This is a genomic window from Marinovum sp. E3, from assembly GCF_055755275.1.
The window spans coordinates 2,251,807-2,273,590 of the sequence record NZ_CM146908.1 but is presented as its reverse complement, the minus strand read 5'-3'; the positions used below and the strand labels follow the sequence as shown (position 1 = coordinate 2,273,590).

Below are 21,784 nucleotides of genomic sequence, written 5' to 3'. Positions count from 1 at the left end.
GCCGCGCGGTGGCCCGTCACGGCAAACTATCCGAGCAGTAAGGGAAAGGGGGGCGGTTTGGCCCCCCTTTGGCAGCCTGGGAGCCGGTCTCAGGTCAGGCTGACGTTTTGGCCTGACAACTCGACGGAGAGGGTGATCGATCCCTCGTTGATCAGCCAGCGGCGCAGGGTGAAGCTGCGCGCGCCGGCGCGGTGCATCGGGTCGTTCTCGGCCAGACTGCGCGCCGCCTCGAAAGAGGCCGCGCGATAGACGATCAGCCCCATGCCTTCCATCATCTCGCCGCTCTCGTCCGACATCGGCCCGGCAAAGACCAGCGCGCCCTCAGCCTCGAGCCGGGCCTGATAGGCCAGATGATCGGGTAGCGCGGCTTTGACGTCGGCACCATCGCCGGCCGGAACCGATTGAACCACAAAGAGCTCCAGCGCCAGCGCGCCGCGCGACCGGGCTTCGGACATGTAATCATTCCATTTTGGCATGTTTTCGACCTCCATACTCAAAAACATCGATTTTGTTTGACCTGAGTATTTTTTATCGGCAAAAATATCTGCAATCAAGCTGGAGGAATCGATGCGTCTGCTGGTGGGAAGTGTATCCGGGAAACGGGCCGTCTTTGCGGTCGACGGGGACAAGGCGGTCAATTTGACCGAGGCTGTAACCGGGATCGGGGACGACCTGGCGGCGCTGATCGCCGATCCGTCGTTGCTGGAACAGGCCCAGGAACAGGCCCGGGAGCTGGCGCGGGGCGCCAAGGGCGTCGCGGTGTCCGACATCACGCCGGCGCTGCCGGTCTCTGCACCGCCGACGATCATCTGTCTCGGTCTCAACTACACCGATCACATCAAGGAAGGCGGTTACGAGATTCCCGACTACCCGGCGCTTTTCATGCGCGGGCAACAGTCGATCATGGCGGCGGGCCAGCCGATGGTGCGGCCGGGGTGTTCCGATCATCTGGATTACGAGGCCGAGCTGATGGTGATCATCGGCAAGGGCGGGCGGCATATTTCCGAGGCCCAAGCGCTGGAACATGTGTTCGGCTATACGGTGTTCAATGACGGCTCGGTGCGCGATTACCAGCGCAAGACGCACCAATGGACACCGGGCAAGAATTTCGACGCCACCGGCGCCATCGGGCCGTTCGTGGTGACGCCGGAGGATCTGCCCGAAGGCGCCTCGGGGCTGAAGATCGAGAGCCGGGTGGGCGCCGAGATCCTGCAAAGCTCGAACACCGGCAATATGATCTGGTCGGTGGCCCAGACGATTGCCACGATCTCGGAATATACCACGCTTCAGCCCGGCGACCACATCGCCATGGGAACGCCGCCGGGTGTCGGCCACGCCAAGAAACCCGCGCCGCGCTGGCTCAAGCCCGGCGAAACCGTCGAGATCGAGATCGAGGGCATCGGCATCTGTGCCAGCCCGGTGGTGGACGAAGCCGAAATCGGACGGGAAGCCGCGGAATGATGCGTGAACCCACGGATATCCGCCGCCAGCAGGCGCAACGGGCGGTGCAGGCACTGCGGGCGCGGGTCGACCGGCTGGACGATGATGCCATCGATCTGATCCTGCGCGATGCGCGGTCACATTACGCCTGGACCGACCGGCCGGTTGGCGAGGATCTGCTGCGTACCCTGTTCGAGATCACCATCGCCGGGCCGACCAGCATGAACACCTGCCCGGCACGCTTTGTCTTTGTGACCTCGGAGGCGGGCAAGGACCGGCTGGCGAAATCGCTCAAGGCCAAGAACATCGACAAGATGCGCGCCGCGCCGGTGACCGCGATCGTCGCTTGGGATCCGCTCTACTGGCAACGGCTGGATTTCCTGTTCCCGCACGAGGATCGCAAGCATCTGTTCGACGGCAAGGAGGATTACGCCGAAATCACCGCCTTCCGCAACGCAACGCTGCAAGGGGCCTATCTGATGATCGCGGCCCGGGCGCTCGGGCTCGACGTGGGGGCGATGTCGGGTTTTTCCAACGAGATCGTGGACCAGGAGTTCTTTGCCGAAAATGGCTGGAAATCCAATTTCCTGGTCAATCTCGGTTATGCCGACGAAAGCGCGCTGTTCCAGAAACTGCCGCGGTTTACGTTCGACGATATCTGCGAAATCCTGTGAGGCGCCATGGCGATCAGACCAAAGACCAAAATGACGATCAAGCTGGCGGGCCGGGGTACCAGCCACTCGCGCAGTGAGGCCGAAATTGACGGCAACACCGTGGTGATCGACGAGCCGGTGGCCCGCGGCGGCACCAATGACGGGCCGTCACCCACTGCCACCGCCTATGCGGCGCTGATCGGTTGCACCAATGTGATCGGCCACAAATGCGCCCACAGCCTGGGCATCGACATCGGCAATCTTGCCTTTGACATGGAAGTCGATTTCGATCGGCGCGGGGTGCTTCTGATGGAGGAGGTGGATGTGCCCTTTACCGCCATCCGGCTGGCCGTGGCCGCCGATGGGCCATGCACCGAAGAAGAGCTGCAAAACGTGGCCGCGGAGACCGCCAAATTCTGCGCGATCTCGAAACTGTTCGAAAGATCCGGAACGGACCTGAACATCACCTGGCGCAAGGGCTGAACGCCCGCGTCACACTTTGGGAGGAGACTGACATGTTCAATTCATTCGCTAAACGCGCGGTGCTCGGGCTTGCGCTGAGCACCGCGGCCTTGCCCGCATACGCGACCGAGACGATCAAGGCGGTGGTGATCGACGGCTATCCGGCCCGGGCGCTCTGGGTGCAGGAGTTCACCAATTTCTTCATTCCCGAGGTCGACAAGCGGCTCGCCGAGACCGGCAATTACCAGATGGACTGGCAGGAAAGCTATGGCGGCACCATCGTCAAGCCCAAGGGCGTGCTCGAGGGCATCAAGCTCGGGCTGGGCGACATCGGCATCGTGACGACGATCTTTCACAATTCGAAACTGCCGAGCCAGGCGATTGCGGCGGCCACGCCGTTTGTCGCCGCCGATGCCCGCGCCGTGGCCAGGGCGGTGGATGAGATCGCCAAGGAATTTCCGGCGATGCAAGCCGAGTTCGACGCGCAGAACCAGGTCTACCTGGCGACCGGCGTGGTGCTTGACACCTACCAGATCTTCTCGCGCGAGCCGGTCGAGAGCCTGGCCGATATCGAGGGTGACAAGGTTGCCGGCGCCGGCATGAACCTGCGCTATCTCGAAGGCATCCAGGGCGCGGCCGGTGTGCGCGGCGGGTTGACCGATTTCTACAACATGGTGCAGACCGGCCTTGTCGATCACGCCATGCTCTGGCCGGAAGCCGCGGCGACATTCAAGATCTCCGAGGTCGCGCCCTATATGCTGCGCGCCGATCTTGGCGCGGTGAATTCCAAGACGATCACCGTGAACAAGGACTATTGGGAGGGGCTGCCGGCCGAGGTGCAAGAGGCGCTGCAAGAGGTCGCCGTGCTCTACCGCGATCACGTCGCGGGCATCGCCATGGACCGCGCCGAGGAAAGCCGCAACGCCTATGTCGCCGCCGGCGGCACGATCACGGAACTGGGGGAGGACCAGCGCGCGGCCTGGGCCGACGCGATGCCGAATATCGCGGCGGAATGGGCCAAGGGGCTGGACGATTCCGGCCAGCCCGGCACCGAGATGCTTCAGGCTTATATGGCCAAGCTGAAAGACGCGGGCTTTACCCCGGTGCGCGATTGGGCCGCCGACGCGGCCACCAACTGAGCCCGGTCAGGCAAAGCTGGTGCGCAGCGCTGTGAAACGACTTGCCGACGGCATTGCGATGGCCGCCAATGCCGCCGGCACCCTCGTCGTCGTCCTGCTTGTCGCGGTGGTGAATTATGACATCATCGCCCGCGGATTGTTCAATCGCCCCTTTCTCGGAGCGGTGGAAGTGGTGCAATTCTCCATGGTCCTCATCGTCTTTCTGCAACTGCCCGACGTCATCCGCGTCGGCCGGCTGACCCGATCCGACGGCTTTCTGGGGCTGCTCGCGGTGCGCGCGCCACGCAAGGGCCGGCTGCTCAGCCGTGCCATCGACCTGAGCAGCGCCATCTTCATGGCGCTGGTGGTCTATGCCATGTGGCCCGAGTTCCTGGAAATGTGGGCCTCGCAGGATTATTTCGGCGTGCCCGGGGTGTTCACCGCGCCCTGGTGGCCGGTCAAGCTTGTCATCCTGCTCAGCGCGGGGCTCTGTGTCGTGCATTTCCTGCTGCATGTCGCCCGCCCGCTGATCGATGACCAACCGGAACTGGAAAGCGGATCATGACGCCGGTCGAAATTGGCCTTTTCTCGATCGTCGCGATCATCGTGCTGATCTATCTCGGGGTCTATATCCCGATTGCGCTGGGAATGGTGAGCTTTCTTGCCATCTGGATCATGCGCGACAACATCGACCTGTCCTTCGCGCTGCTCAAGATCGCCATCGGCGACAGCGCGATGGAATACACCTTTGCCACGATTCCGCTCTTTACCTTCATGGGGCTGATCGTCTCCAAGGCGGGGCTGGGGGCCGATATCTATGCGGTGATGAACCAGGGCTTTCGCCGCATCACCGGCGGCATCGGCATGGCGACGGTGGGGGCCAATGCGGTGTTTGCCGCTGTCACCGGCTCGTCGATCGCCAGCGCCTCGGTGTTTTCCAAGATGTCGGTGCCCGAGATGCTGAATTTCGACTACAACCCGCGATTCGCCGTGGGGGTTGTTGCGGGCTCTTCGGTGCTGGGCATGATCATTCCGCCCTCGGCCATGCTGATCATCTATTCCTTCGTGGCCGAGCAATCGGTGGGCGAGATGTTCCTGGCCGGCGTGGTGCCCGGTCTGATGCTGGCAGCGGCATATGTCGCGGCGATCTGGCTGATGGCGCGGCTGACGCCGGGCTTTGTCGGTGGCCGCGAGGTCGAAGCCGCGACCCTGATGCCCTGGTCCGAGATCGCGGTGAAATTGGGGCCGGTCGCCGGTCTGATCCTCGTCGTGCTGGGCGGCATCTACACCGGCTGGACCACCCCGGTCGAAGCCGGCGCGGCGGGTTCTGCCCTCGGTATCGTCATCGCGGCGCTGCGCCGCCGGATCACCTGGCGCAGCTTCTGGGAAACCGTGATCGAGACCGGCCATATCACCGCCGCGATCCTATTCCTGATCACCGCCGCCTCGATGTATGCCCGGATGCTCGGGCTGGCCGGGCTGCCCAACGAATTGCAGACCATCCTGGCCGCCAACGAGTTCTCGTTCTTCTGGATCATGGTGCTGCTGGTGGTGCTGATGCTGTTTCTCGGCACCATCCTCGACACCGCCTCGATCATCCTGATCGTGGTGCCGCTGTTCCTGCCGCTGATCGAGGCGCTGGGGCTCAGCCTGGTCTGGTTCGGCATTGTCGCGGTGGTGGCGGCCGAGATCGGGCTGCTGACGCCGCCGCTGGGGCTGAGCTGCTTTGTCATCAAGGCCACGCTCGACGATGCGCGGATCTCGCTCAAGGACGTGTTTCTCGGGGCGCTGCCCTTCGCCTTTGTCATGCTGGTGGTGCTGGTGCTGCTGATCCGCTTTCCCGCCCTCAGCCTTGCCATTCTGAATTAGAGGTTTGCCCTATGCGCAATGTCACCCAGGAAAACATCACCGACGCCTTCATCAGCTACATGGGCGAAGAGACCGACCCCCGCCTGCGCGAAGTGATGACCAGCCTTGTCCGCCACCTGCATGCCTTTGCCAAGGAGGTGAACCTGACCCACGCGGAATGGCAGACCGGGATCGCCTTTCTCGAGCGCGCCGGCGAGATTTCGGATGCCGAGCGGCATGAGTTCGTGCTGCTTTCGGATGTGCTGGGCCTGTCGTCGCTGGTCGACATGCTGCATTCGACGGCCGAGGGCACCTCGTCGTCGGTGCTGGGGCCGTTCCATATCTCCGGCTCGCCACCGCTGCCGGTGGGCGGAGATCTGCGGGGCGAGACCGAGGCGCCGGTGCTGCTGGTCGAAGGCGTGGTGAAAGACCCCGAGGGCAATCCGATCCCCGGCGCCCGGCTCGACATCTGGCAGACCGCGCCGAACGGGCTTTATTCCAGCCAGGACCCGGAACAGGATACCTATGATTTCCATGGGCTTCAGACGGTGGGGGCCGACGGGCGGTACGCCTTCACCACGGTCAAGCCGGTGGAATATACCGTGCCTTCGGATGGGCCGGTGGGCGACATCCTGCGCGCCTGCGGCCGCCATCCCTGGCGGCCCTCGCACCTGCATTTCATTGCCGAGGCCGAGGGCTTCCGCCCGCTGGTGACCGAGGTCTTTCCCGAGGACGACCCCTATCTCGATCAGGATACGGTGTTCGGCGTGCGCGCGGATCTGGTGATGCGCTATCAGCCTATGCCGGCGGGCAGTTTCCCGGCGACGGGCTTCGACCTGTCCGGCAGGGTGCCCGGCGATTACCTGAAGGTGACCTTCGATCTCACATTGGTCGCGGCCTGAGGCCGGGCCGGCGCCGGCCGCGGCGGGACGGTCTCAGGCAGGGGACCGACGCAGCAGATAGGTGTCCATGATCCAGCCATGGCGGGCGCGGGCCTCGGCCCGGGTGGCGGTGATATCGGCGGCGGTGTCGGCCAGCGGCCCGGCGCGCAACAGCTGCGCCTCGCTGCCGAGGTAGGCGCCCCACCAGATATGCAGACCGGCGGGATCGAGGTCGCGGAAGCTGCAAGCGCCATCGAGCATCACCACCAGGGTTTCTTCGTCCTGCGGGAAGCCATGGGAGCGGAGCTGTCGCCCGGTGGTAACCCGGATCGGGCCATCGACGGTGTTGAGCGGGATCGCATGCGCGGCGGTGAGCGCCTGCACGGCGGTGATGCCCGGCACAACGCGCAGGCGCGGGCAGGGCGTCAGCCGCCGCGCGATCCTGAGCGTGCTGTCATAAAGCGCCGGATCGCCCCAGACCATCAGGGCCACCGGGCCCGGCGGCGTCTCGGGGCCGAGCGCCGCGATCCAGCGGCGGGCGATCTCGTCATGCCAGGCGCTGACGCGTGCGCCATAGGGCAGCGCCGGGTCGCGCTCGGGATAGGTGAAGGTGCGAATCTCGGCGTCGCTGCCCGCCGCCTCGAGGATGGCGTAGCGCAGCGCCGCCAGATCCTGTTTGTCATCGCCCTTGAGCGGCAGCAGGATGATCGCGGCCTCGCGCAGCGCCTGCATGCCTTCCAGCGTCACATGGGCGGGGCTGCCGGTGCCGATGCCGATCAGCCAGAGGTCCTTGATCATCGGAATGTCCTTTCACGCAGAAGTCCGGGGCGCGTGCGCGCCCCGGACCGGTTCAGCGGCCGTGCGGCGTTACGCCGAGCGGTAGAGCCGCGGTGCAAGCAGGCGCGCGACGCCGGTGTCGCGCAGCGCCTTGGCCCCGGCCAGCGCGGCCAGGTCGGCCAGCGGCTCGATCAGCAGCACCAGCATGTAGGCGGCGCCGAAGGTCCAGACCGACTGGAAGGTCGCGGCGGTGACGCCCTGGCCATAGAACGCCCAGAAGGCGACCCAGGTCACCACACCGCCCTGGTAGACGGCCGAGAGCTTGAGCATGTCCTTGTAGGCCAGATCGACATAGGCGGTGTCACGCGGGATGATCCGGCGCGCCAGCGCCGAGGCGGCAAAGAGCGGCACCAGCAGCGTGGTGACATTGACGAAATACATCGGCATGTCGGTGGGGGCAAAGAACAGCCCCTGGATCAGCAGCCCGATCGCCAGGCCCAGCGCCGCCGGCGCCGTGCCGAGCAACAGGAAGAGAGTCGAGCCGAGGATGAAATGCACTTCCGAGATGCCGACCGGGAAATTCGGAAGCACTTCGAAAAACAGCAGAGCGCCGATGGTGGCAAGCAGAGTCCGCAAGGCAAAGGCGCCGGAGTTGGTGCGCGACAGATCGTCCACGGTCTGCTTGGCGGTATAGGTCGCCGCCCCTGCGGCGGTGGTGTAGGCGAAGGTCATCTTGGCGCCGTCAACGACGCCGGGTTCGATATGCATGTCAGTTCCTTTCTCGTGATGCTGCCCCTCCGGCAGCGGAAATTGCCCGTGCGGGCGTGGAAAAGGGGGCACATGGCAGGTCTCCTGACTTGCGGGTCATCGCGCCTCGGCCCTTCCCGGCCTCGCGGCCAGTGGGACGTTCCTCGGCACTCTCCGCTTACAGTTGCGGGGGCAGTCCGGGAGTTGCACCCGGTTCCCTGTGGCCACTCGCGCGGCGCACCATGCTTTCCTTGTGGTCCGGGGCTGTCCCCGGCGTCTGTGATCTGTCTGCCTTACTCCTCTGCCAGTGGACCGAAAAAGATGAGCCCGGCCTTGTCGCCGGTTTCGCGGGCCAGCGCCTCGGCGAGGCTGGCGACGCTGTGCCGGGTCAGTTTCTGGTCGGGGCGGCTGACCGATTCCGCGAGCAGCGCCGGGGTGTCGGGCGGCAGGCCCTGGGCGATGAGCTTGGCGGCGAGGCCGGGAAAGGTGCGTTTGCCCATGAAGATCGCGGTCACCGCCGTGGGATCGGCCAGGGCGGCAAGGTTGGCGTCTTCCGGCAGGGTCCCGCTGATGTCATGGCCGGTGGCGAATTGCACCCGCCGCGCGGTGAGCCGGCGGGTCAGCGGTATGCCGGCGGCGGCGGCGGCGGCACAGGCCGAAGGCACGCCGGGGATGATCTCATAGCCGAGCCCGGCTGCCTTGAGCGCCGTGATCTCCTCTTCGAGCCGGCCGAAGATACCGCTGTCGCCGGATTTCAGCCGTACCACGCGTTGGCCGGTGCGGGCGTAATCCACCAGCAGCCGGCTGACGTGATCCTGTCGCGGCGAGGGCCGCCCGGCGCGTTTGCCGACGCCGACAAGATCGGCGCCGTCGCGGGCCAGCTCGAGGATCGGGCCGGAGGACAGATCGTCATACAACACCGCATCGGCGCGTCCCAGCCGATCCACCGCCTTGACGGTCAGCAGCTCGGGATCGCCGGGGCCGGAGCTGACGAAGCTGACGATGCCCTGGTGGGTGTCCTGCGTCATGCCGTCTCCTCGGCCGAGATGAGGTGAAAGAAGCTGCCCGAGACCCGGCCGCGCAGGGATCCGGTTTCCGGCACCGGCGTGCCGTCGGCATCGGTGACCGCCGCCAGCGGTGCGTCGGGCTGCTCGAGGATGGTGGAATAGTGGAATTCGTGGCCGCGCAGCGCGGTGCCGGCGGCATGGCCCGGCATCGGCGCCTTCAGCGTCGCGCGGCGATAACCCAGGTGGAACTTGCGCGTCTCGTAGCTGGTGACCAGCCCCAGCAGCCCGGCCATCCGGTGGGCTGTGCCCTGTTTGTCGATCAGCGCCGCGCCCAGCGCCATGTATCCGCCGCATTCGCCATGCACCGGCCGGCGCTCGGCGTGGCGGCGCAGCCCGGCGCGGAAGTTTTCGGCGGCGGCGAGCCGGCCGGCGTGCAGCTCGGGATAGCCGCCGGGCAACCAGACCACATCGGCCTGCGGATCGGGCGGTTCGTCGGCCAAAGGCGAGAACGGCAGGATCTCGGCCCCGGCGTCGTGCCAGCCCTGAAGCAGATGCGGATAAGTGAAGGAAAACGCCGCATCCCGGGCAATGGCGATGCGCTGGGCCGGCGGTGGCGGCAGGGCGGCGGCGCCCGGCACCGGCAGGCCGCGCGCGGCGGCGCGCAGCGCGGCCAGGTCGACATGGTCGCGCAGGAAGGCGGCATAGGTGGCGATGGCGGCCTCGAGGTCGGGATGTTCGACCGCCTGGATCAGTCCCAGGTGCCTCTCCGGCAAGGCAAGGTCGCCGCGCCGGGGCAGCACGCCCAGCACCGGCAGACCGGCCTGCTCCATCCCCAGCCGTGCCAGCCGTTCGTGCCGGGGCGAGGCGACCCGGTTGAGGATCACCCCGGCAAAGGGCAGCTCGGGCCTGTAGGTCCGAAAGCCCAGCGCCGTGGCGGCGGCGCTCTGCGCCTGACCGCTGACGTCGAGCACCAGCACCACCGGCCAGCCCATCGCCAGCGCCGTCTCGGCGCTGGAGCCGAAGCCTTGCTGGCCGCGGGTGGCGACGCCGTCGTAGAGCCCCATCGAGCCCTCGGCGACGCAGATATCGGCGCCTGCGGCCTGCGAAGCAATCGCCTGCCACAGACCGGCGCCCATCGCCCAGCCGTCCAGGTTGAAGCTGTGGCGGCCGCTGGCGGGGCGGTGAAAGGCCGGATCGATGTAGTCGGGGCCGGATTTGAACGGCTGCACCTGCAAGCCGTCCTCGGCCAGCGCCCGCAACAGCCCCAGCATGACGGTAGTCTTGCCGGTGCCCGAGGAGGGCGCCGAGATCAGCAGGCCGGGAACATCAGCCATGTGTCGCGGCTCCCTCGGCGTCGGGGGTCCAGTCGGTCCAGGGGCTGTCGGCGCTCTGCGGCCGGTAGCGCCGGTCGTAGTCGACGGCATAGAGGCAGCTTTCGTCAAAGCCTTCGCCGGCCAGCGCCGGGCCGACGAGGATCAGCGCGGTGCGGGTGATGCCGCCGTCAAGTTGCGCCTCGATGTCGGCCAGGGTGCCGCGCAGGATCTTCTGGTCCGGCCAGCTCGCGCGGTAGACCACCGCCACCGGGCAATCCGCGCCATAGGCGGGGGTGAGATCGGCGACGACCCGGGCGATTTTCTGGATCGAGAGGTGAAGGGCCAGCGTCGCGCCTGTGGCAGCGAAATTGGTCAGGCTCTCGCCTTGGGGCATCGAGGAGGCACGGCCGGGGGTGCGGGTCAATACCACCGATTGCGCCAGCCCGGGCAACGTCAGCTCGGCGCCAAGCGCGGCGGCGGCGGCGGCAAAAGCTGGCACTCCGGGGGTGACCGAGACCGGGATGTCCAGCGCCTTGAGCCGGCGCATCTGTTCGCCCATCGCCGACCAGACCGAGAGGTCGCCGGAATGCAGCCGCGCCACATCCTGACCGGCGGCATGGGCATCGCGGATCTCGTCGATGATCCGGTCGAGGTCGAGCGGCGCGGTGTTCACGATGCGCGCGCCCGGCGGGCAATGTTGCAGGATCGCCTCGGGCACCAGCGAGCCGGCATAGAGGCAGACCGGGCAGGCGGCGATGATGTCGCGGCCGCGCAGGGTCAGAAGATCGGGGGCGCCGGGGCCGGCGCCGATGAAGTGAACGGTCATTGGGTCTGTCCTTCGGGGAGAGACATGGCCAGCGCGCAGCTGGCCATGCGGTCTGCGGAGATCATCCGGGGCGCGAGCAGCCGCGCGCCGGGGCCGGCGGCGGCCAGCGCGGTGGCTTCGGCCACCGAGCCGGTGCCGCGCGCGGCCGCGACGCGCGGCGAATGGGTGTGGGTAGCCTGCGGCGTCAGGGCCTCGGGCGCGACGGGGCAGACGGGCAGGTCGAGCGCCGCCGACAAGGCGCGGAACTGCGCGGTGCCGGCCTTGTCGGCGGCGGTGGCGAGGCCGGATACGGGGTGATCCCCGCGCGCCCGGTCAAAGGCATCGCGCAGGCTCGCCGCACTGGCATCGCGGCGAAATCCGAAGCCCGCGACGATCATCGCGCCCACCGCCATTGCACCACCGGATAGGCCGATTTCCAGCCGCGTTTCGGCCCGATCGGCGCCACCGAAGACAGCGCGACGCGCAGCAAGTCGCCGCCGTGTTCCGCCTGTGCCGCGACGAGCAGCGCCTCGGTCTCCAGCGTCACCGCATTGGCGACAAGGCGCGGACGTCCGGGAAGTCGTACCAGGTGCGCCAGCAGCTCGGGCCCCAGCCCGCCGCCGACAAAGACCGCGTCGGGCGGCGGCAACCGGTCCAGCGCCGCCGGCGCCGCGCCGGTGACGACCTGCAACTGCTCGACACCCAGACGCGCGGCATTGCCGGCGATGCGGGCGGCCCGGTCGGCGCGGGGCTCGATCGTGGTGGCGGTCAGGCTCGGATCGGCAAGCAGCCATTCGATGCCGATCGAGCCCGAGCCGCCGCCGATGTCCCAGAGATGCTCACCCGGCCGGGGCGCCAGCGCCGAGAGGGTCAGCGCCCGGATCGGCCGCTTGGTGATCTGGCCGTCATTGTCGAACCAGCTGTCCGGCCGCCCCGAGGCCAGGGGCAGCACCGCGCCTTGCCCCGCCACCTCCAGCGCGACACAGACCGGCGCGGCAAAGCTCTGATCGGCCAGCGCCTCGGCGCAGCTCTCGGTGAGGCGCTCGCGCGGGCCGCCGAGGCATTCCATCACCGTCAGCCCGGTGGCGCCAAAGCCCTGCGCGACGAGATAATCGCAGAGTTCGGCCACCGCCGTGCCATCGCGCAGAAGGACGATCAGCCGCTGCCCCGGTGCCATTTGCGGCCGCAGCCGGGCCAGCGGCGCGGCGTGCAGGCCGAGGCAGGCGGTGCGTTCCAGCGGCCAGCCCAGGCGTGCCGCCGCCAGCGAAAAGGTCGCACGGCCAGGAAAGGCCCGCCATTCGCCGCGCGACAGCCGCCGCGCCAGCACCGCGCCGGCGCCGAACCAGAAAGGATCGCCGGAGGCCAGCACCACCACCTGCCGTCCGCGCAGGCCCATCAGCCGGGCCACGCCGTCGGCGAAGGGCACCGGCCAGTCCAAGCGCTCGGCCCCGGGTGCGGTTTCGCGCGCCGGCAGAAGCGACAGGTGACGCGGCGGGCCGAAGACGATTTCCGCCCGCGCCAGCGCGCTTCGGCTTGCAGCGCAGAGCCCGTCCGGGCCATCTTCGCCGAGACCGACGATGGCGAGCCAGGGAGCCTCAGACATGCAACCGAACCTTCTGGTGCTGGGCGGCACGCTCGAAGCCACGCGGCTGTGCCAAAGGCTGGCCGAGGCCGGGCTGCGCGGCACCGTGTCGATGGCCGGCCGTGTTGCCAATCCGGCGGCGCAGGCGCTGCCGCTGCGGATCGGCGGCTTTGGCGGCGCCGAGGGGCTGGCGCGCTATCTTGCCGAGGCGCGGATCAGCCATGTGATCGATGCCACCCATCCTTTTGCCGCACAGATGAGCGCACATGCCGTCGCCGCCTGTGACGCGCGCGCGGTGCCGCTGATCGCGCTGACCCGCGCGCCCTGGCAGCAGACCGCCGCCGACCGCTGGACGCGGGTGAGTGATATCGCCGGCGCGGTGGCGGCGCTGGACACCCCGGCGACGCGGGTGATGCTGGCGGTGGGGCGCATGCATCTGCCGGCCTTCACCGTCAATCCGCAGCATTTCTACCTGCTGCGGCTGGTCGATCCGCCGGTCACGCCGCCCGCCTTCCCCGACCATGCGGTGATCGTCGACCGGGGCCCGTTCCGGCAGGAGGCCGATGCCGCGCTGCTTGACCGGCACGGGATCGAGGTGGTGGTGTCCAAGAATTCCGGCGGCAGCGGCGCCTTTGCCAAGATCGCCGCCGCGCGGGTGCTGGGCCTGCCGGTGATCATGATCGACCGGCCCGCGATCCCGCCGCGCCCGGAAACCCACGACCCGGAGGAGGTGCTGCGCTGGCTGGCTCATGCCGGCACCGAACGCGGGGTATAGACGATCGGACCGCCCTGCCGCGCGATCAGCCGGGTTGTCGAGGCGCCGACGATCACCAGGGTGCGCATATCGGCCATCTCGGGCGTGGTTTCCGGCAGCGGCACCACCCGGATCTCTTCCTCGGGGGTTGAAACGGCGCGGGCAAAGATCACCGGTCGGGCATCGCCGCAGGCGGTCTTGAGCAGGTCGAGCGCGCGGCGGAACCCGTCGGGCCGCGACTTCGAGCGCGGGTTGTAGAAGGCCATGGCGAAATCGGCCTCGACGGCAAGGCGCAGGCGCTTTTCGATCAGCGCCCAGGGCTTGAGATTGTCGCTGAGGTTGAGGGTGCAGAAATCATGCCCCAGCGGCGCCCCGGCGCGGGCGGCGGCGGCCAGCATCGCGGTGATCCCCGGCAGCACGCGGATCTCGAGATCGCGCCAGGCGGGCGGCCCGGCTTCGAGCGCCTCGAAAACCGCCGAGGCCATGGCAAAGACGCCGGGATCGCCGGATGAAACGACGACCACGCGCCTGCCGTCGGCGGCCATTTCCAGCGCATGGCGCGACCGGTCGATCTCGACGCGATTGTCCGAGGGATGCAGCGTCAGCCCGGGCCGTGGCGCCACGCGGGCGACATAGGGGATATAGCCCACCACGTCGGTCGCCTCGGCCAGCGCGGCACGGACCTCGGGGGTGACGAGGCCATCGGCCCCGGGGCCGAGACCGGCGATGACAAGCCAGCCGCTCATGGCCGGCGCCCCTGTCCGTGCACGATGATGATCGAGAAATAGGGGGTGATCCTTTCCTCGGCCTCGGACAGACGCTGCACGGTCTGATCGGGCATGGCGGCATATTCCACCAGCCAGGCGGCCTCGAAACGGCCGGCGCGGCGCAGGGCGCGGCGGATCTTGTCGATGTTGCGGCCGATCTTCATGATGACCAGCGCATCGGCCTGCTGCATCTGGGTCACCAGCACCTCTTCCGGCAAGGTGCCCATCAGCGTGGCAAGCACGTCGTCGCCCCAGGTGATCGGCGCATCGGTCGCGGCCCAGGCCGCGCCCATGCCGGTGATCGCCGGCACCACCCGGACCGGCACCAGATCGCGCAGCCGGGCATGCAGGTGCATGAAGGAGCCATAGAAGAACGGATCGCCCTCGGCCAGAACCAGCACGTCGTGCCCGGCCTCGGCCAGCGCCTGCAATCGCTTGGTGCAGTCGCTGTAGAAGGCCGAGAGCAGCGCGTTGTACCGCGGATCGGTCAGCGGAATTTCCGTGGTCACCGGATATTCCATGGCGATCTCGACCACGCCGTCGGGCAGCATCCCCTCGACGATGCGCCGCGCCTGGCCGCTGCGCCCGGCTTTGCGGAAATAGGCCACGTGGCTGGCGCCGCGCAACAGCCGGTCGGCGCGCACCGACATCAGCTCGGGATCGCCCGGCCCGAGGCCGACCCCCCAGATCGTGCCTTTCACTGCCTGCGCCGCCGCCGCCCGGACCTCCTGCTGCACGGTCATTCCGCGCGGCTCGCGATGGCGTTGATCGCCGCGACGGTGATCGCGCTGCCGCCGAGCCGGCCTTCGACAATGCAGCAGGGCACCGGCTGCGCCTGCCAGAGCGCCGCCTTGCTTTCCATCGCGCCGACAAAGCCCACCGGGCAGCCGATAATCGCCGCCGGGCGCGGGCAGTTGGGGTCTTCGAGCATGTTGAGCAGGTGAAACAGCGCCGTCGGCGCATTGCCGATCGCCACCAGCGCGCCGGCGAGCCGGGGCCGCCAGAGCTCGAGCGCCGCCGCCGAACGGGTGTTGTTCATGTAGCGCGCGAGTTCCGGCACCGCCGGGTCTTGCAGGGTGCAGATCACCGCGTTGTCGGCCGGCAGGCGCGGCCGGGTGACCCCCTCCGAGACCATGCGCGCATCGCAGAACACGGGCGCACCGGCGGCCAGCGCGGCCCGCGCGGCACGGGCAAAGCCCGGCGAGAAGCGGATGTCGCGCTCCAGGCCGACGAGCCCGGCGGCATGGATCATCCGCACCGCGATCGGCTCTTCCTCGGGGTCGAAGCGGGCGAGATCGGCCTCGGCCCGGATCGTCGCGAAACTCTGCTTGTAGATGGCGGCGCCATCCTTTTCGTAATCGTAGGGCATTCAGGTCATTCCGATCAGGTCAATGAGGTGCGGAGGGGCAAGGCCGCGCCGCGCAGGCGGGTCGGCCGCCGTGCCGTTGCGGACAAGGTCGAAGCCGCCATCGCGCCCCACGAGGGTGATATCGGCGGCGCGCGGATTGGCGCAGCCCTTGGCGCAGCCCGAGACATGCAGGCGGCCACGGGTGCGCGGCGCGAGCTGTCGCGCCAGAGCGCGGGTGTCGACGGTGGCGCGCGGGCAGAGCGGCGCACCGGGGCAGGCGTCCACCTCGAGCAGCCGCGCCCCCGGCGTGGTGACAAAGCCCGGCGCGGCGATGGCGCGGGCGTGGCGCAGGCGGATCAGCCGGCCCAGCATCGGCCGCAGCGCCACTGCGCCGCTCCTCCGCATCACCGCCTCCAGCGCCGCGGCCTCCAGGCTGCCGAAAGGCGCGCCGAGGATCATATCCGCGGCTTCGGGGCCGGGCACCGGCGGCGCGGATTGCGCCCGTGGCGCGGCTTCCTGCCAGCACTGCGGCAGGGGCTGGCGGCGCAGATGCCGTGCCATCCGGCCGGCCGTGCGGCCGCCGGTCTCGACAAACCATTGCGCCAGCGCGGCCATCGCGGCCATGGCGCCATCTTCGGCAATCCTCCGGCCCCGCGCCGCGCCATCGGCACGCAGGATCAGCCCGCCGTCGGTGGCCAGCTCGAACCGGAAATCGCCGGAGCCGGCGCCCAGCACCGCCCGGGCCCCGGTGTCGAGCACGACGCCCATCTTCTCGGGCAGGGGGGGCAGGCCGGGCAGGGTGGCCAGCAGCCCGTCATAAAGCCTGTCGGTCAGGTCGCCTGCCGCGCGGTCGGGGGCGACGAGGATGTTGCGGCGGCTTTCCTGCGCCGGGTCGCTGTCGATCAGGCCGTGGCCGTCAAGCGCCTGCAAGAGCTTCGGGTGATCCTCGGATGAGACGCCGCGGATTTGCAGGTTGCCGCGCGAGGTCAGCTCGATCAGCCCCGAGCCATAGCGCCGCGACAGATCGCAGAGCGCCAGCACCTGAACCGCCGAGACCTCGCCGCGAAACGGCCGCAGCCGCACCACCAAGCCGTCGCCCGAGCGCATCGGACGATGGGCGCCGGGGCACCAGCCCTTGACCAGCGGCGCGCTCATGTCGCGGCCGCCATTTCGGCCAGCACGGAATTGCGCTGCGACCGCCAGAGTCCGGCCTGCCAGAGCGCGCGGAACCGATCCTGCATCGCGGCATGGGCGCCGGGGTTGGCGGCGCGCAGAAAGGCCTCGGTCTCGGGGTCGCCCAGCGTCGCGGCATGATAGAGATCGAAGAGATGCGGCGCCACCGCCCCGGCGAGATGGGCAAAGGCGGCCATATGTTCGAGCGTCGCGGCAATCTCGGCGGCGCCGCGAAAGCCGTGCCGTCGCATCCCGGCGATCCAGCGCGGATTGGCGGCGCGGGCCTGCACCACGCGGGCGATTTCCTCGGGCAGGGCGCGGGCACGGGGCCGGTCGGGGCGGGTGCTGTCAAGGTGATAGAGCCGGGCGTTGCCGCCGGTCACCCCCTGCGCGGCGGCAAAGCCGGCCTCATGCGCGGCGTAATCGGCCGCCAGCAGAAGATCGGTCTCGGGCAGGTCCTGAAGGTGCACGAAGCTGTCGGCCCCGGCCACCCGGTCGCGGAGGCCGCTGCTGTCGTGCCGTGCGCTGTCGCCGTCCAGCGCCCAGCTTGAAGCCCGGAGCCAGGCCTCGCCGGCGGCGGCGCGGGCGGGCGCGCCGGAGCTGTCGGGCAGATCGCCCAGCCCCAGCCCGAAGCTGCCCGGCGCCGGGCCGTAGACCCGCGCGCCGACCTCGCGGCCGGCATAGGGGTTCCAGTCGGGCGCCTCGTCGCGCGCCGCCAAGGCCCGCACGGCGCGGGAAAACAGCGCCGACAGCGCCGGAAAGACATCGCGGAACAGGCCCGAGACCCGCAGGGTGACGTCAATGCGCGGCCGGTCGAGCTCGGCGATCGGCAGCACCTCGATGCCGGAGACCCGTTCCGACCCGGCGTCCCAGACCGGCCGCACACCCAGCAGGTGCAGTGCCATGGCAAATTCCTCCCCCGCCGTGCGCATGGTGGCCGAGCCCCAGAGATCGACGATCAGCCCGCGTGGCCAGTCGCCCTCGTCCTGAAGATGCCGGCGCACCAGTTCTTCGGCCAGTGTCACGCCCTGGGCAAAGGCCGATCGGGTCGGCACGGCACGCGGATCGGTGGTAAAGAGGTTGCGGCCGGTGGGCAGCACGTCGGCGCGGCCGCGATAGGGCGAACCCGAGGGCCCGCCCGCGATCCGCTGGCCGGCAAGCGCGGCCGGCAGCGCCGCCCGTTCCTGCGCCACGGCATCGGCGATGGAGGGATCGGTGCTGTCGGCGCGGCCCCAGACATGCAGCCCCTCGCCGAACTGGCTTTCCTTGATGTCACAGACAAAGCGGTCGATGCGGGTGATCGCCTCGGCGGTGGAGCTGGCGCGATCGAGGCCCAGGTCGTCCTCGACGCCGCGCGCCTGCGCCTCGGCGCGGATATCGGCCTGAAGCCGGTCGCGGCGGCGTGGATCGAGCCCGTCGGCATTGGAGAACTCGTCCAGCAGCGCCTCGAGATGGGCCAGCCGGTCGGGCGTGTCGCTGTCGGCCAGAGGCGGTGGCAGATGGCCTAGCGTCACCGCGCCGATCCGCCGCTTGGCCTGCGCCGCCTCGCCGGGATCGTTGACGATGAAGGGATAGATCACCGGCAAGGCGCCGGTCAGCGCCTCGGGCCAGCAGGTCTCGGACAAGGCAACGGATTTCCCGGGCAGCCATTCCAGCGTGCCATGGGCGCCAATGTGGATCAGCGCATCGGCACGGTTCTGAAGCATCAGGTAAAAGGCGACATAGCCGTGGCGGGGCACCCGCGAGAGATCGTGGTAGTCGTCGTCGCGCGCCCGCGTCTCGCCGCGCTCGGGCTGCAAGGCGACCAGCGCGCCGCCGAGGTCGACGGCGGCAAAGTGAAAGGCGCCGTCACGGCAGAGCGCATCCGTCTCCGGCGGCCCCCAGCTCTCGGCAAGCTGGTCGCGCAACGGCTCGGGCAGGCGGGCGAGGGCATCGTGATAGGCCGCAAGCGGCAGTTTGATCGCGTCGCTCTGCAACCGCGAGGTGAGATCGCCGGCCTCGGCGATATCGTGGCCCGCCGCGCGCAGATCGGACAGGATCGCCTTGGCCGAGGCGGGCGCGTCGAGCCCCACCGCATGGCCGAGGTTCCAGTGCTTGCCGGGATAGGTCGAGAGCACCAGCGCCAGCCGCCGTTCCGCCGGGGCGCGCCCGGCGAGACGCAGCCAGCCGCCGACCCGCGCGACCAGCGCGGCGATGCGCTCCGGCACCGGCCGGTGTTGCCGGCGGGCGAATTGCAGATCGGGGTCGCGCTCGGCCTCTGCCTTGAACGACACCACGCCGCCCATCAGCCGGCCATCGACTTCCGGCAGCACCACATGCATCGCCAGATCGGCTGGCGACAGCCCGCGTTCGGCGGCTTGCCAGGCGGCGTGCGTCGAGGTCGCGAGGGCCGCCTGAAACACCGGCACGCCGGCGGCGTCGAGCACCGAGGCCCCGGCCGCGCCACGGCCGGAAAAGGCGGTGAGATTGACAATGGCGTCGGGCGATTGCGCGCTGACCGCGGCACGCAGGTATTCGGTCAGTTCCGGCAGCTTGAGCGAGGGCGCGTAGAGCCCGATGACTTCGGCGCCCGCGGCCCGGAAGGCGGCAAACAGCGCCTCGACCGGCGCCATGTCGGCCGCCACCAGATAGGAGCGGTAGAACACCACGAGAAGCTTGCGGCCCGCCAGGGGCCCGTTCTGGACCGGTGTCGGGCGCGGCGGATCGGCATCGGGGGCCATCGCGCCGGTCTCGGGCGTCCAGAGCCCCATCGGCGGCAACGCCTTGGAGCCGGGGACCGGAGCGGCATAGAGCCCCGAGGCCAGCGCCAGCTGCGCCAGCGCCGCCTGTGCGGCCACCGCGCCGCCGGTGTCGCAGAGATGCGCCAGCCGCCGGAGCGTCGAGACCGGTAGGGTCGAGACCGCGTCGAGCCGGGCATCCTCGCGGCCGTCCGCCGGCAGCACGGCCAGCGCGATGCCGCGCGATTGCGCCAGCGCGGAAAGCTGGCGCAGACCGTATTCCCAATAGGGCACGCCGCCAATCAGTCGGACCAGGATGCCCTTGGCCCCGGCCAGCGTCTGTTCGACGTAGGTGTCGACCGACAGCGGATGCTGCAAGGCCGCGAGGCTGGCCAGCCGCAGCGTCGGCAGCGCCCCGGCCGGCCCGCCGCCGCGATGCCAGGCGGCGGCGAAAGCCCCGAGGTCGCTGTCGGAGAACGACAGCACGACGAGATCGGCCGGGTCTTGCCCCAGGTCGACCGGCGTGCCGGTATCCTCCAGCCCGTGGCTCTCGCGAAAGACGACGTGCACCGGCGGGTTACTCCGCGGGCTGCGGCGCGAGGTCGGTCAGCGCGGCGCGGATTTCCTCCGGGCGCAGGTCGTCATGTTCGGCGATCACCACCAACCGGCTCCGGCGGGCCTCGTCGGGGGCCCAGAGCCGGTCGAACTGGTGGCGCACCCGCGCGCCCACCGCCTGCACCAGCAGGCGCATCGGCTTGCCGGCAACCGAGGCATGGCCCTTGACCCGCAGGATGTTGTGGCTCTTGGCCAGGCGCTCGATCGCGGCAACCAGATCGGCGGCATCGGCCAGCTCGGGGAGGTCGACGACGATGCTTTCGAAATCCTCGTGATCGTGGTCATGCGGGGTGTCGTGGTGGCTGGGCCGTGCGTCGAGATCGCTCTCGGCGGCGGCGCCGAGGCCGAGGATGATGCGGGGATCGACCGCGCCTTCGGCGACCTCGACCACCGGCAGCACCCGCGGCGCCTCGGCGGCGATCAGGTCCCTGGCCCGGGCGACGCCCTCCGGCCCGGCAAGGTCGGGCTTGGTCAGCAGCACGATGTCGGCGCAGGCGATCTGGTCTTCGAAGACCTCCGACAGCGGCGTTTCGTGGTCGAGGCTGTCGTCGGCCAGCCGCTGCGCATCCACCGCCGCGACGTCGGGGGCAAAGCGGCCCGCCGCCACCGCCTCGGCATCGGCCAGGGCGATCACCCCGTCGACCGTGACGCGGGCGCGGATCGCCGGCCATTCGAAGGCCTTGAGCAGCGGCTTGGGCAGGGCGAGCCCCGAGGTCTCGATCAGGATGTGATCGGGGCGCGGGTCGAGCGCCATCAGCGCCTCGATGGTGGGGATGAAATCATCCGCCACGGTGCAGCAGATGCAGCCATTGGCCAGTTCGACGATGTTCTCGGCCGGGCAGTCGGGAATGGCGCAGTCCCGCAGGATCTCGCCATCGACGCCGACATCGCCGAATTCGTTGACCACCACCGCCAGCCGACGGCCGCCGGGGTTCTTCATCAGATGGGTGATCAGCGTCGTCTTGCCGGCGCCGAGAAAGCCGGTGACGATGGTGACGGGGAGTTTGGCGAGATCGCTCATGGGTCAGGCGTCCTTGGGTGTGGCAATGATCGGGGGAATGCGGGTCAGGCAGTTGCGCTTGAAATGCTCGGGCCGTTCGCGCCAGGGGATCACCCCGTCGGCGGCCGCGTGATACTGCGCCGCGCCGGCCAGCAGCATTTCGGCGCCGTCGGTCTCGTCGACGTTGGAAAAGACATAGGTCCATTTCCCGGCGCCGCCGCGCAGGGCGACGGTGCAGGCGTTGGAACAGTTTTGCAGGCATTCCACCGGTGTCACCCGCAGCCCTTCGGGCGCACCGGTGGCGGTGATCCGGTCAAAGAGCACCTGGCCGGGGCGGCGGTCATCCTCGGGCGCGGCGCCCTTGCGGCGGCAGGTCACGCAGACCAGCAGCTCGGTTGTGGTGGCGGTGGTGTCCTGCTCGTGCGCAGAGTCTTTCATTCTCGCGTGCCCCATCGGCTTGGCAGACAGGGGTATCGGCGGAATGGTGGCCGGCAACGGACACACTCCGACACCGGCACACCCCGTCCGGTCTCATCAGTCGGGCTGGCAGGTCTCCCGGCTCACGGAATTCTGGGCCCGGGGCCCGGCGGTCGCTCTGCCTTCCCGGCCTGTCAGGCCAGTGGCTTCGAGCGCCCTTTTCCGTTCACGGTCGCGGGGGCGGCTGCGTTTGGCCCGGGCGTCCCGTCACGGGGCACCAGGGTTACACATTCCCTTTTCACCTGTTTACACAGGCACCAGCGTCAGGGCACATGGGACGAATTCCGTATACGAGTCAAG

Annotated in this window: 23 protein-coding genes and 2 riboswitches; of the genes, 8 read left to right on the top strand and 15 right to left on the bottom strand. The window is 69.1% G+C overall.

Annotated elements, in window-relative coordinates; all coding sequences use genetic code 11:
* Positions 1-89: 89 nt before the first annotated feature.
* The gene (locus tag AC0J5K_RS11135; RefSeq protein ID WP_274562860.1) at positions 90-476 is read right to left on the bottom strand and encodes a YciI family protein; all 387 of its coding nucleotides are present in this window, start codon (positions 474-476) and stop codon (positions 90-92) included.
* A 163-nt stretch (positions 477-639) separates the two neighbouring features.
* Between AC0J5K_RS11135 and AC0J5K_RS11130 the strand changes: the two genes are divergently transcribed.
* The 7 genes from AC0J5K_RS11130 to AC0J5K_RS11100 are packed head-to-tail and all read left to right on the top strand — an operon-like array spanning position 640 to position 6,423.
* Entirely contained in the window at positions 640-1,461 is an 822-nt protein-coding gene (locus AC0J5K_RS11130; RefSeq protein WP_274562862.1) for a fumarylacetoacetate hydrolase family protein, read from the top strand.
* On the top strand, positions 1,458-2,114 hold the full coding sequence (locus AC0J5K_RS11125) for a malonic semialdehyde reductase (protein ID WP_244526425.1): 657 nt from the start codon (positions 1,458-1,460) through the stop codon (positions 2,112-2,114). Before AC0J5K_RS11130 ends, AC0J5K_RS11125 begins: the two co-directional genes overlap by 4 nt.
* A gap of 30 nt (positions 2,115-2,144) precedes the next feature.
* Positions 2,145-2,576, top strand: coding sequence for an OsmC family protein (locus AC0J5K_RS11120; protein ID WP_350103320.1), 432 nt, complete (start codon positions 2,145-2,147; stop codon positions 2,574-2,576).
* Positions 2,577-2,608: 32 nt separating this feature from the next.
* A complete protein-coding gene (locus AC0J5K_RS11115) occupies positions 2,609-3,694 on the top strand; it encodes a C4-dicarboxylate TRAP transporter substrate-binding protein (RefSeq protein ID WP_274562867.1) in 1,086 nt (361 codons plus the stop codon).
* A 31-nt stretch (positions 3,695-3,725) separates the two neighbouring features.
* Positions 3,726-4,238, top strand: a complete 513-nt coding sequence (locus tag AC0J5K_RS11110; RefSeq protein ID WP_274562868.1) for a TRAP transporter small permease subunit — start codon at positions 3,726-3,728, stop codon at positions 4,236-4,238.
* The gene (locus AC0J5K_RS11105) at positions 4,235-5,542 is read left to right on the top strand and encodes a TRAP transporter large permease (RefSeq protein ID WP_274562870.1); all 1,308 of its coding nucleotides are present in this window, start codon (positions 4,235-4,237) and stop codon (positions 5,540-5,542) included. Before AC0J5K_RS11110 ends, AC0J5K_RS11105 begins: the two co-directional genes overlap by 4 nt.
* An 11-nt stretch (positions 5,543-5,553) precedes the next feature.
* On the top strand, positions 5,554-6,423 hold the full coding sequence (locus AC0J5K_RS11100; protein ID WP_274562872.1) for a dioxygenase family protein: 870 nt from the start codon (positions 5,554-5,556) through the stop codon (positions 6,421-6,423).
* A gap of 33 nt (positions 6,424-6,456) precedes the next feature.
* Here AC0J5K_RS11100 and cobF read toward each other — a convergent pair whose 3' ends face one another.
* The 7 genes from cobF to cbiE form a co-directional block, all read right to left on the bottom strand.
* Positions 6,457-7,200 (bottom strand): precorrin-6A synthase (deacetylating), encoded by a 744-nt coding sequence (gene cobF / locus AC0J5K_RS11095; RefSeq protein ID WP_074835201.1) that lies wholly within the window; start codon positions 7,198-7,200, stop codon positions 6,457-6,459.
* A gap of 69 nt (positions 7,201-7,269) precedes the next feature.
* Positions 7,270-7,947, bottom strand: a complete 678-nt coding sequence (locus tag AC0J5K_RS11090; protein ID WP_074835200.1) for an energy-coupling factor ABC transporter permease — start codon at positions 7,945-7,947, stop codon at positions 7,270-7,272.
* A gap of 57 nt (positions 7,948-8,004) precedes the next feature.
* Positions 8,005-8,186, bottom strand: a riboswitch (cobalamin riboswitch).
* Between the two features lie 33 nt (positions 8,187-8,219).
* Positions 8,220-8,954, bottom strand: coding sequence for a uroporphyrinogen-III C-methyltransferase (cobA, locus tag AC0J5K_RS11085; protein ID WP_074835198.1), 735 nt, complete (start codon positions 8,952-8,954; stop codon positions 8,220-8,222).
* On the bottom strand, positions 8,951-10,267 hold the full coding sequence (locus tag AC0J5K_RS11080; RefSeq protein WP_274562877.1) for a cobyrinate a,c-diamide synthase: 1,317 nt from the start codon (positions 10,265-10,267) through the stop codon (positions 8,951-8,953). Before AC0J5K_RS11080 ends, cobA begins: the two co-directional genes overlap by 4 nt.
* A complete protein-coding gene (gene cobM, locus AC0J5K_RS11075; protein WP_074835195.1) occupies positions 10,260-11,072 on the bottom strand; it encodes a precorrin-4 C(11)-methyltransferase in 813 nt (270 codons plus the stop codon). The genes AC0J5K_RS11080 and cobM overlap by 8 nt, the downstream gene beginning before the upstream one ends.
* The gene (locus AC0J5K_RS11070; RefSeq protein WP_074835438.1) at positions 11,069-11,449 is read right to left on the bottom strand and encodes a cobalamin biosynthesis protein; all 381 of its coding nucleotides are present in this window, start codon (positions 11,447-11,449) and stop codon (positions 11,069-11,071) included. Before AC0J5K_RS11070 ends, cobM begins: the two co-directional genes overlap by 4 nt.
* Positions 11,446-12,654, bottom strand: a complete 1,209-nt coding sequence (cbiE, locus tag AC0J5K_RS11065; RefSeq protein ID WP_274562882.1) for a precorrin-6y C5,15-methyltransferase (decarboxylating) subunit CbiE — start codon at positions 12,652-12,654, stop codon at positions 11,446-11,448. Before cbiE ends, AC0J5K_RS11070 begins: the two co-directional genes overlap by 4 nt.
* On the opposite strand from cbiE, the gene AC0J5K_RS11060 reads away from it, so the two are divergent.
* Entirely contained in the window at positions 12,653-13,408 is a 756-nt protein-coding gene (locus AC0J5K_RS11060) for a cobalt-precorrin-6A reductase (protein WP_274562884.1), read from the top strand. The genes cbiE and AC0J5K_RS11060 overlap by 2 nt on opposite strands.
* On the opposite strand, the gene cobJ is transcribed toward AC0J5K_RS11060, so the two are convergent.
* Genes cobJ through AC0J5K_RS11025 form a run of 7 tightly spaced genes read right to left on the bottom strand, consistent with a single transcriptional unit; the run spans position 13,381 to position 21,445 of the window.
* Positions 13,381-14,133, bottom strand: coding sequence for a precorrin-3B C(17)-methyltransferase (cobJ, locus tag AC0J5K_RS11055; protein ID WP_274562885.1), 753 nt, complete (start codon positions 14,131-14,133; stop codon positions 13,381-13,383). The two genes, AC0J5K_RS11060 and cobJ, sit on opposite strands and share 28 nt — an antisense overlap.
* Positions 14,130-14,897 carry a precorrin-2 C(20)-methyltransferase gene (cobI, locus tag AC0J5K_RS11050; protein WP_274562887.1) on the bottom strand — a complete coding sequence of 256 codons (768 nt, stop codon included), beginning with the start codon at positions 14,895-14,897 and terminating at the stop codon, positions 14,130-14,132. The genes cobJ and cobI overlap by 4 nt, the downstream gene beginning before the upstream one ends.
* Entirely contained in the window at positions 14,894-15,523 is a 630-nt protein-coding gene (locus AC0J5K_RS11045; protein ID WP_074835187.1) for a precorrin-8X methylmutase, read from the bottom strand. The genes cobI and AC0J5K_RS11045 overlap by 4 nt, the downstream gene beginning before the upstream one ends.
* On the bottom strand, positions 15,524-16,657 hold the full coding sequence (locus tag AC0J5K_RS11040; RefSeq protein WP_274562890.1) for a cobalamin biosynthesis protein CobG: 1,134 nt from the start codon (positions 16,655-16,657) through the stop codon (positions 15,524-15,526).
* Positions 16,654-19,962: a cobaltochelatase subunit CobN gene (cobN, locus tag AC0J5K_RS11035; protein ID WP_274562891.1), complete on the bottom strand. Its 3,309-nt coding sequence runs from the start codon at positions 19,960-19,962 to the stop codon at positions 16,654-16,656. Before cobN ends, AC0J5K_RS11040 begins: the two co-directional genes overlap by 4 nt.
* Positions 19,963-19,969: 7 nt before the next feature.
* Positions 19,970-21,028 (bottom strand): cobalamin biosynthesis protein CobW, encoded by a 1,059-nt coding sequence (gene cobW / locus AC0J5K_RS11030; RefSeq protein WP_274562893.1) that lies wholly within the window; start codon positions 21,026-21,028, stop codon positions 19,970-19,972.
* 3 nt (positions 21,029-21,031) lie between these two features.
* A complete protein-coding gene (locus AC0J5K_RS11025; RefSeq protein WP_048530846.1) occupies positions 21,032-21,445 on the bottom strand; it encodes a DUF1636 family protein in 414 nt (137 codons plus the stop codon).
* 90 nt (positions 21,446-21,535) lie between these two features.
* Positions 21,536-21,761, bottom strand: a riboswitch (cobalamin riboswitch).
* Positions 21,762-21,784: the final 23 nt, after the last annotated feature.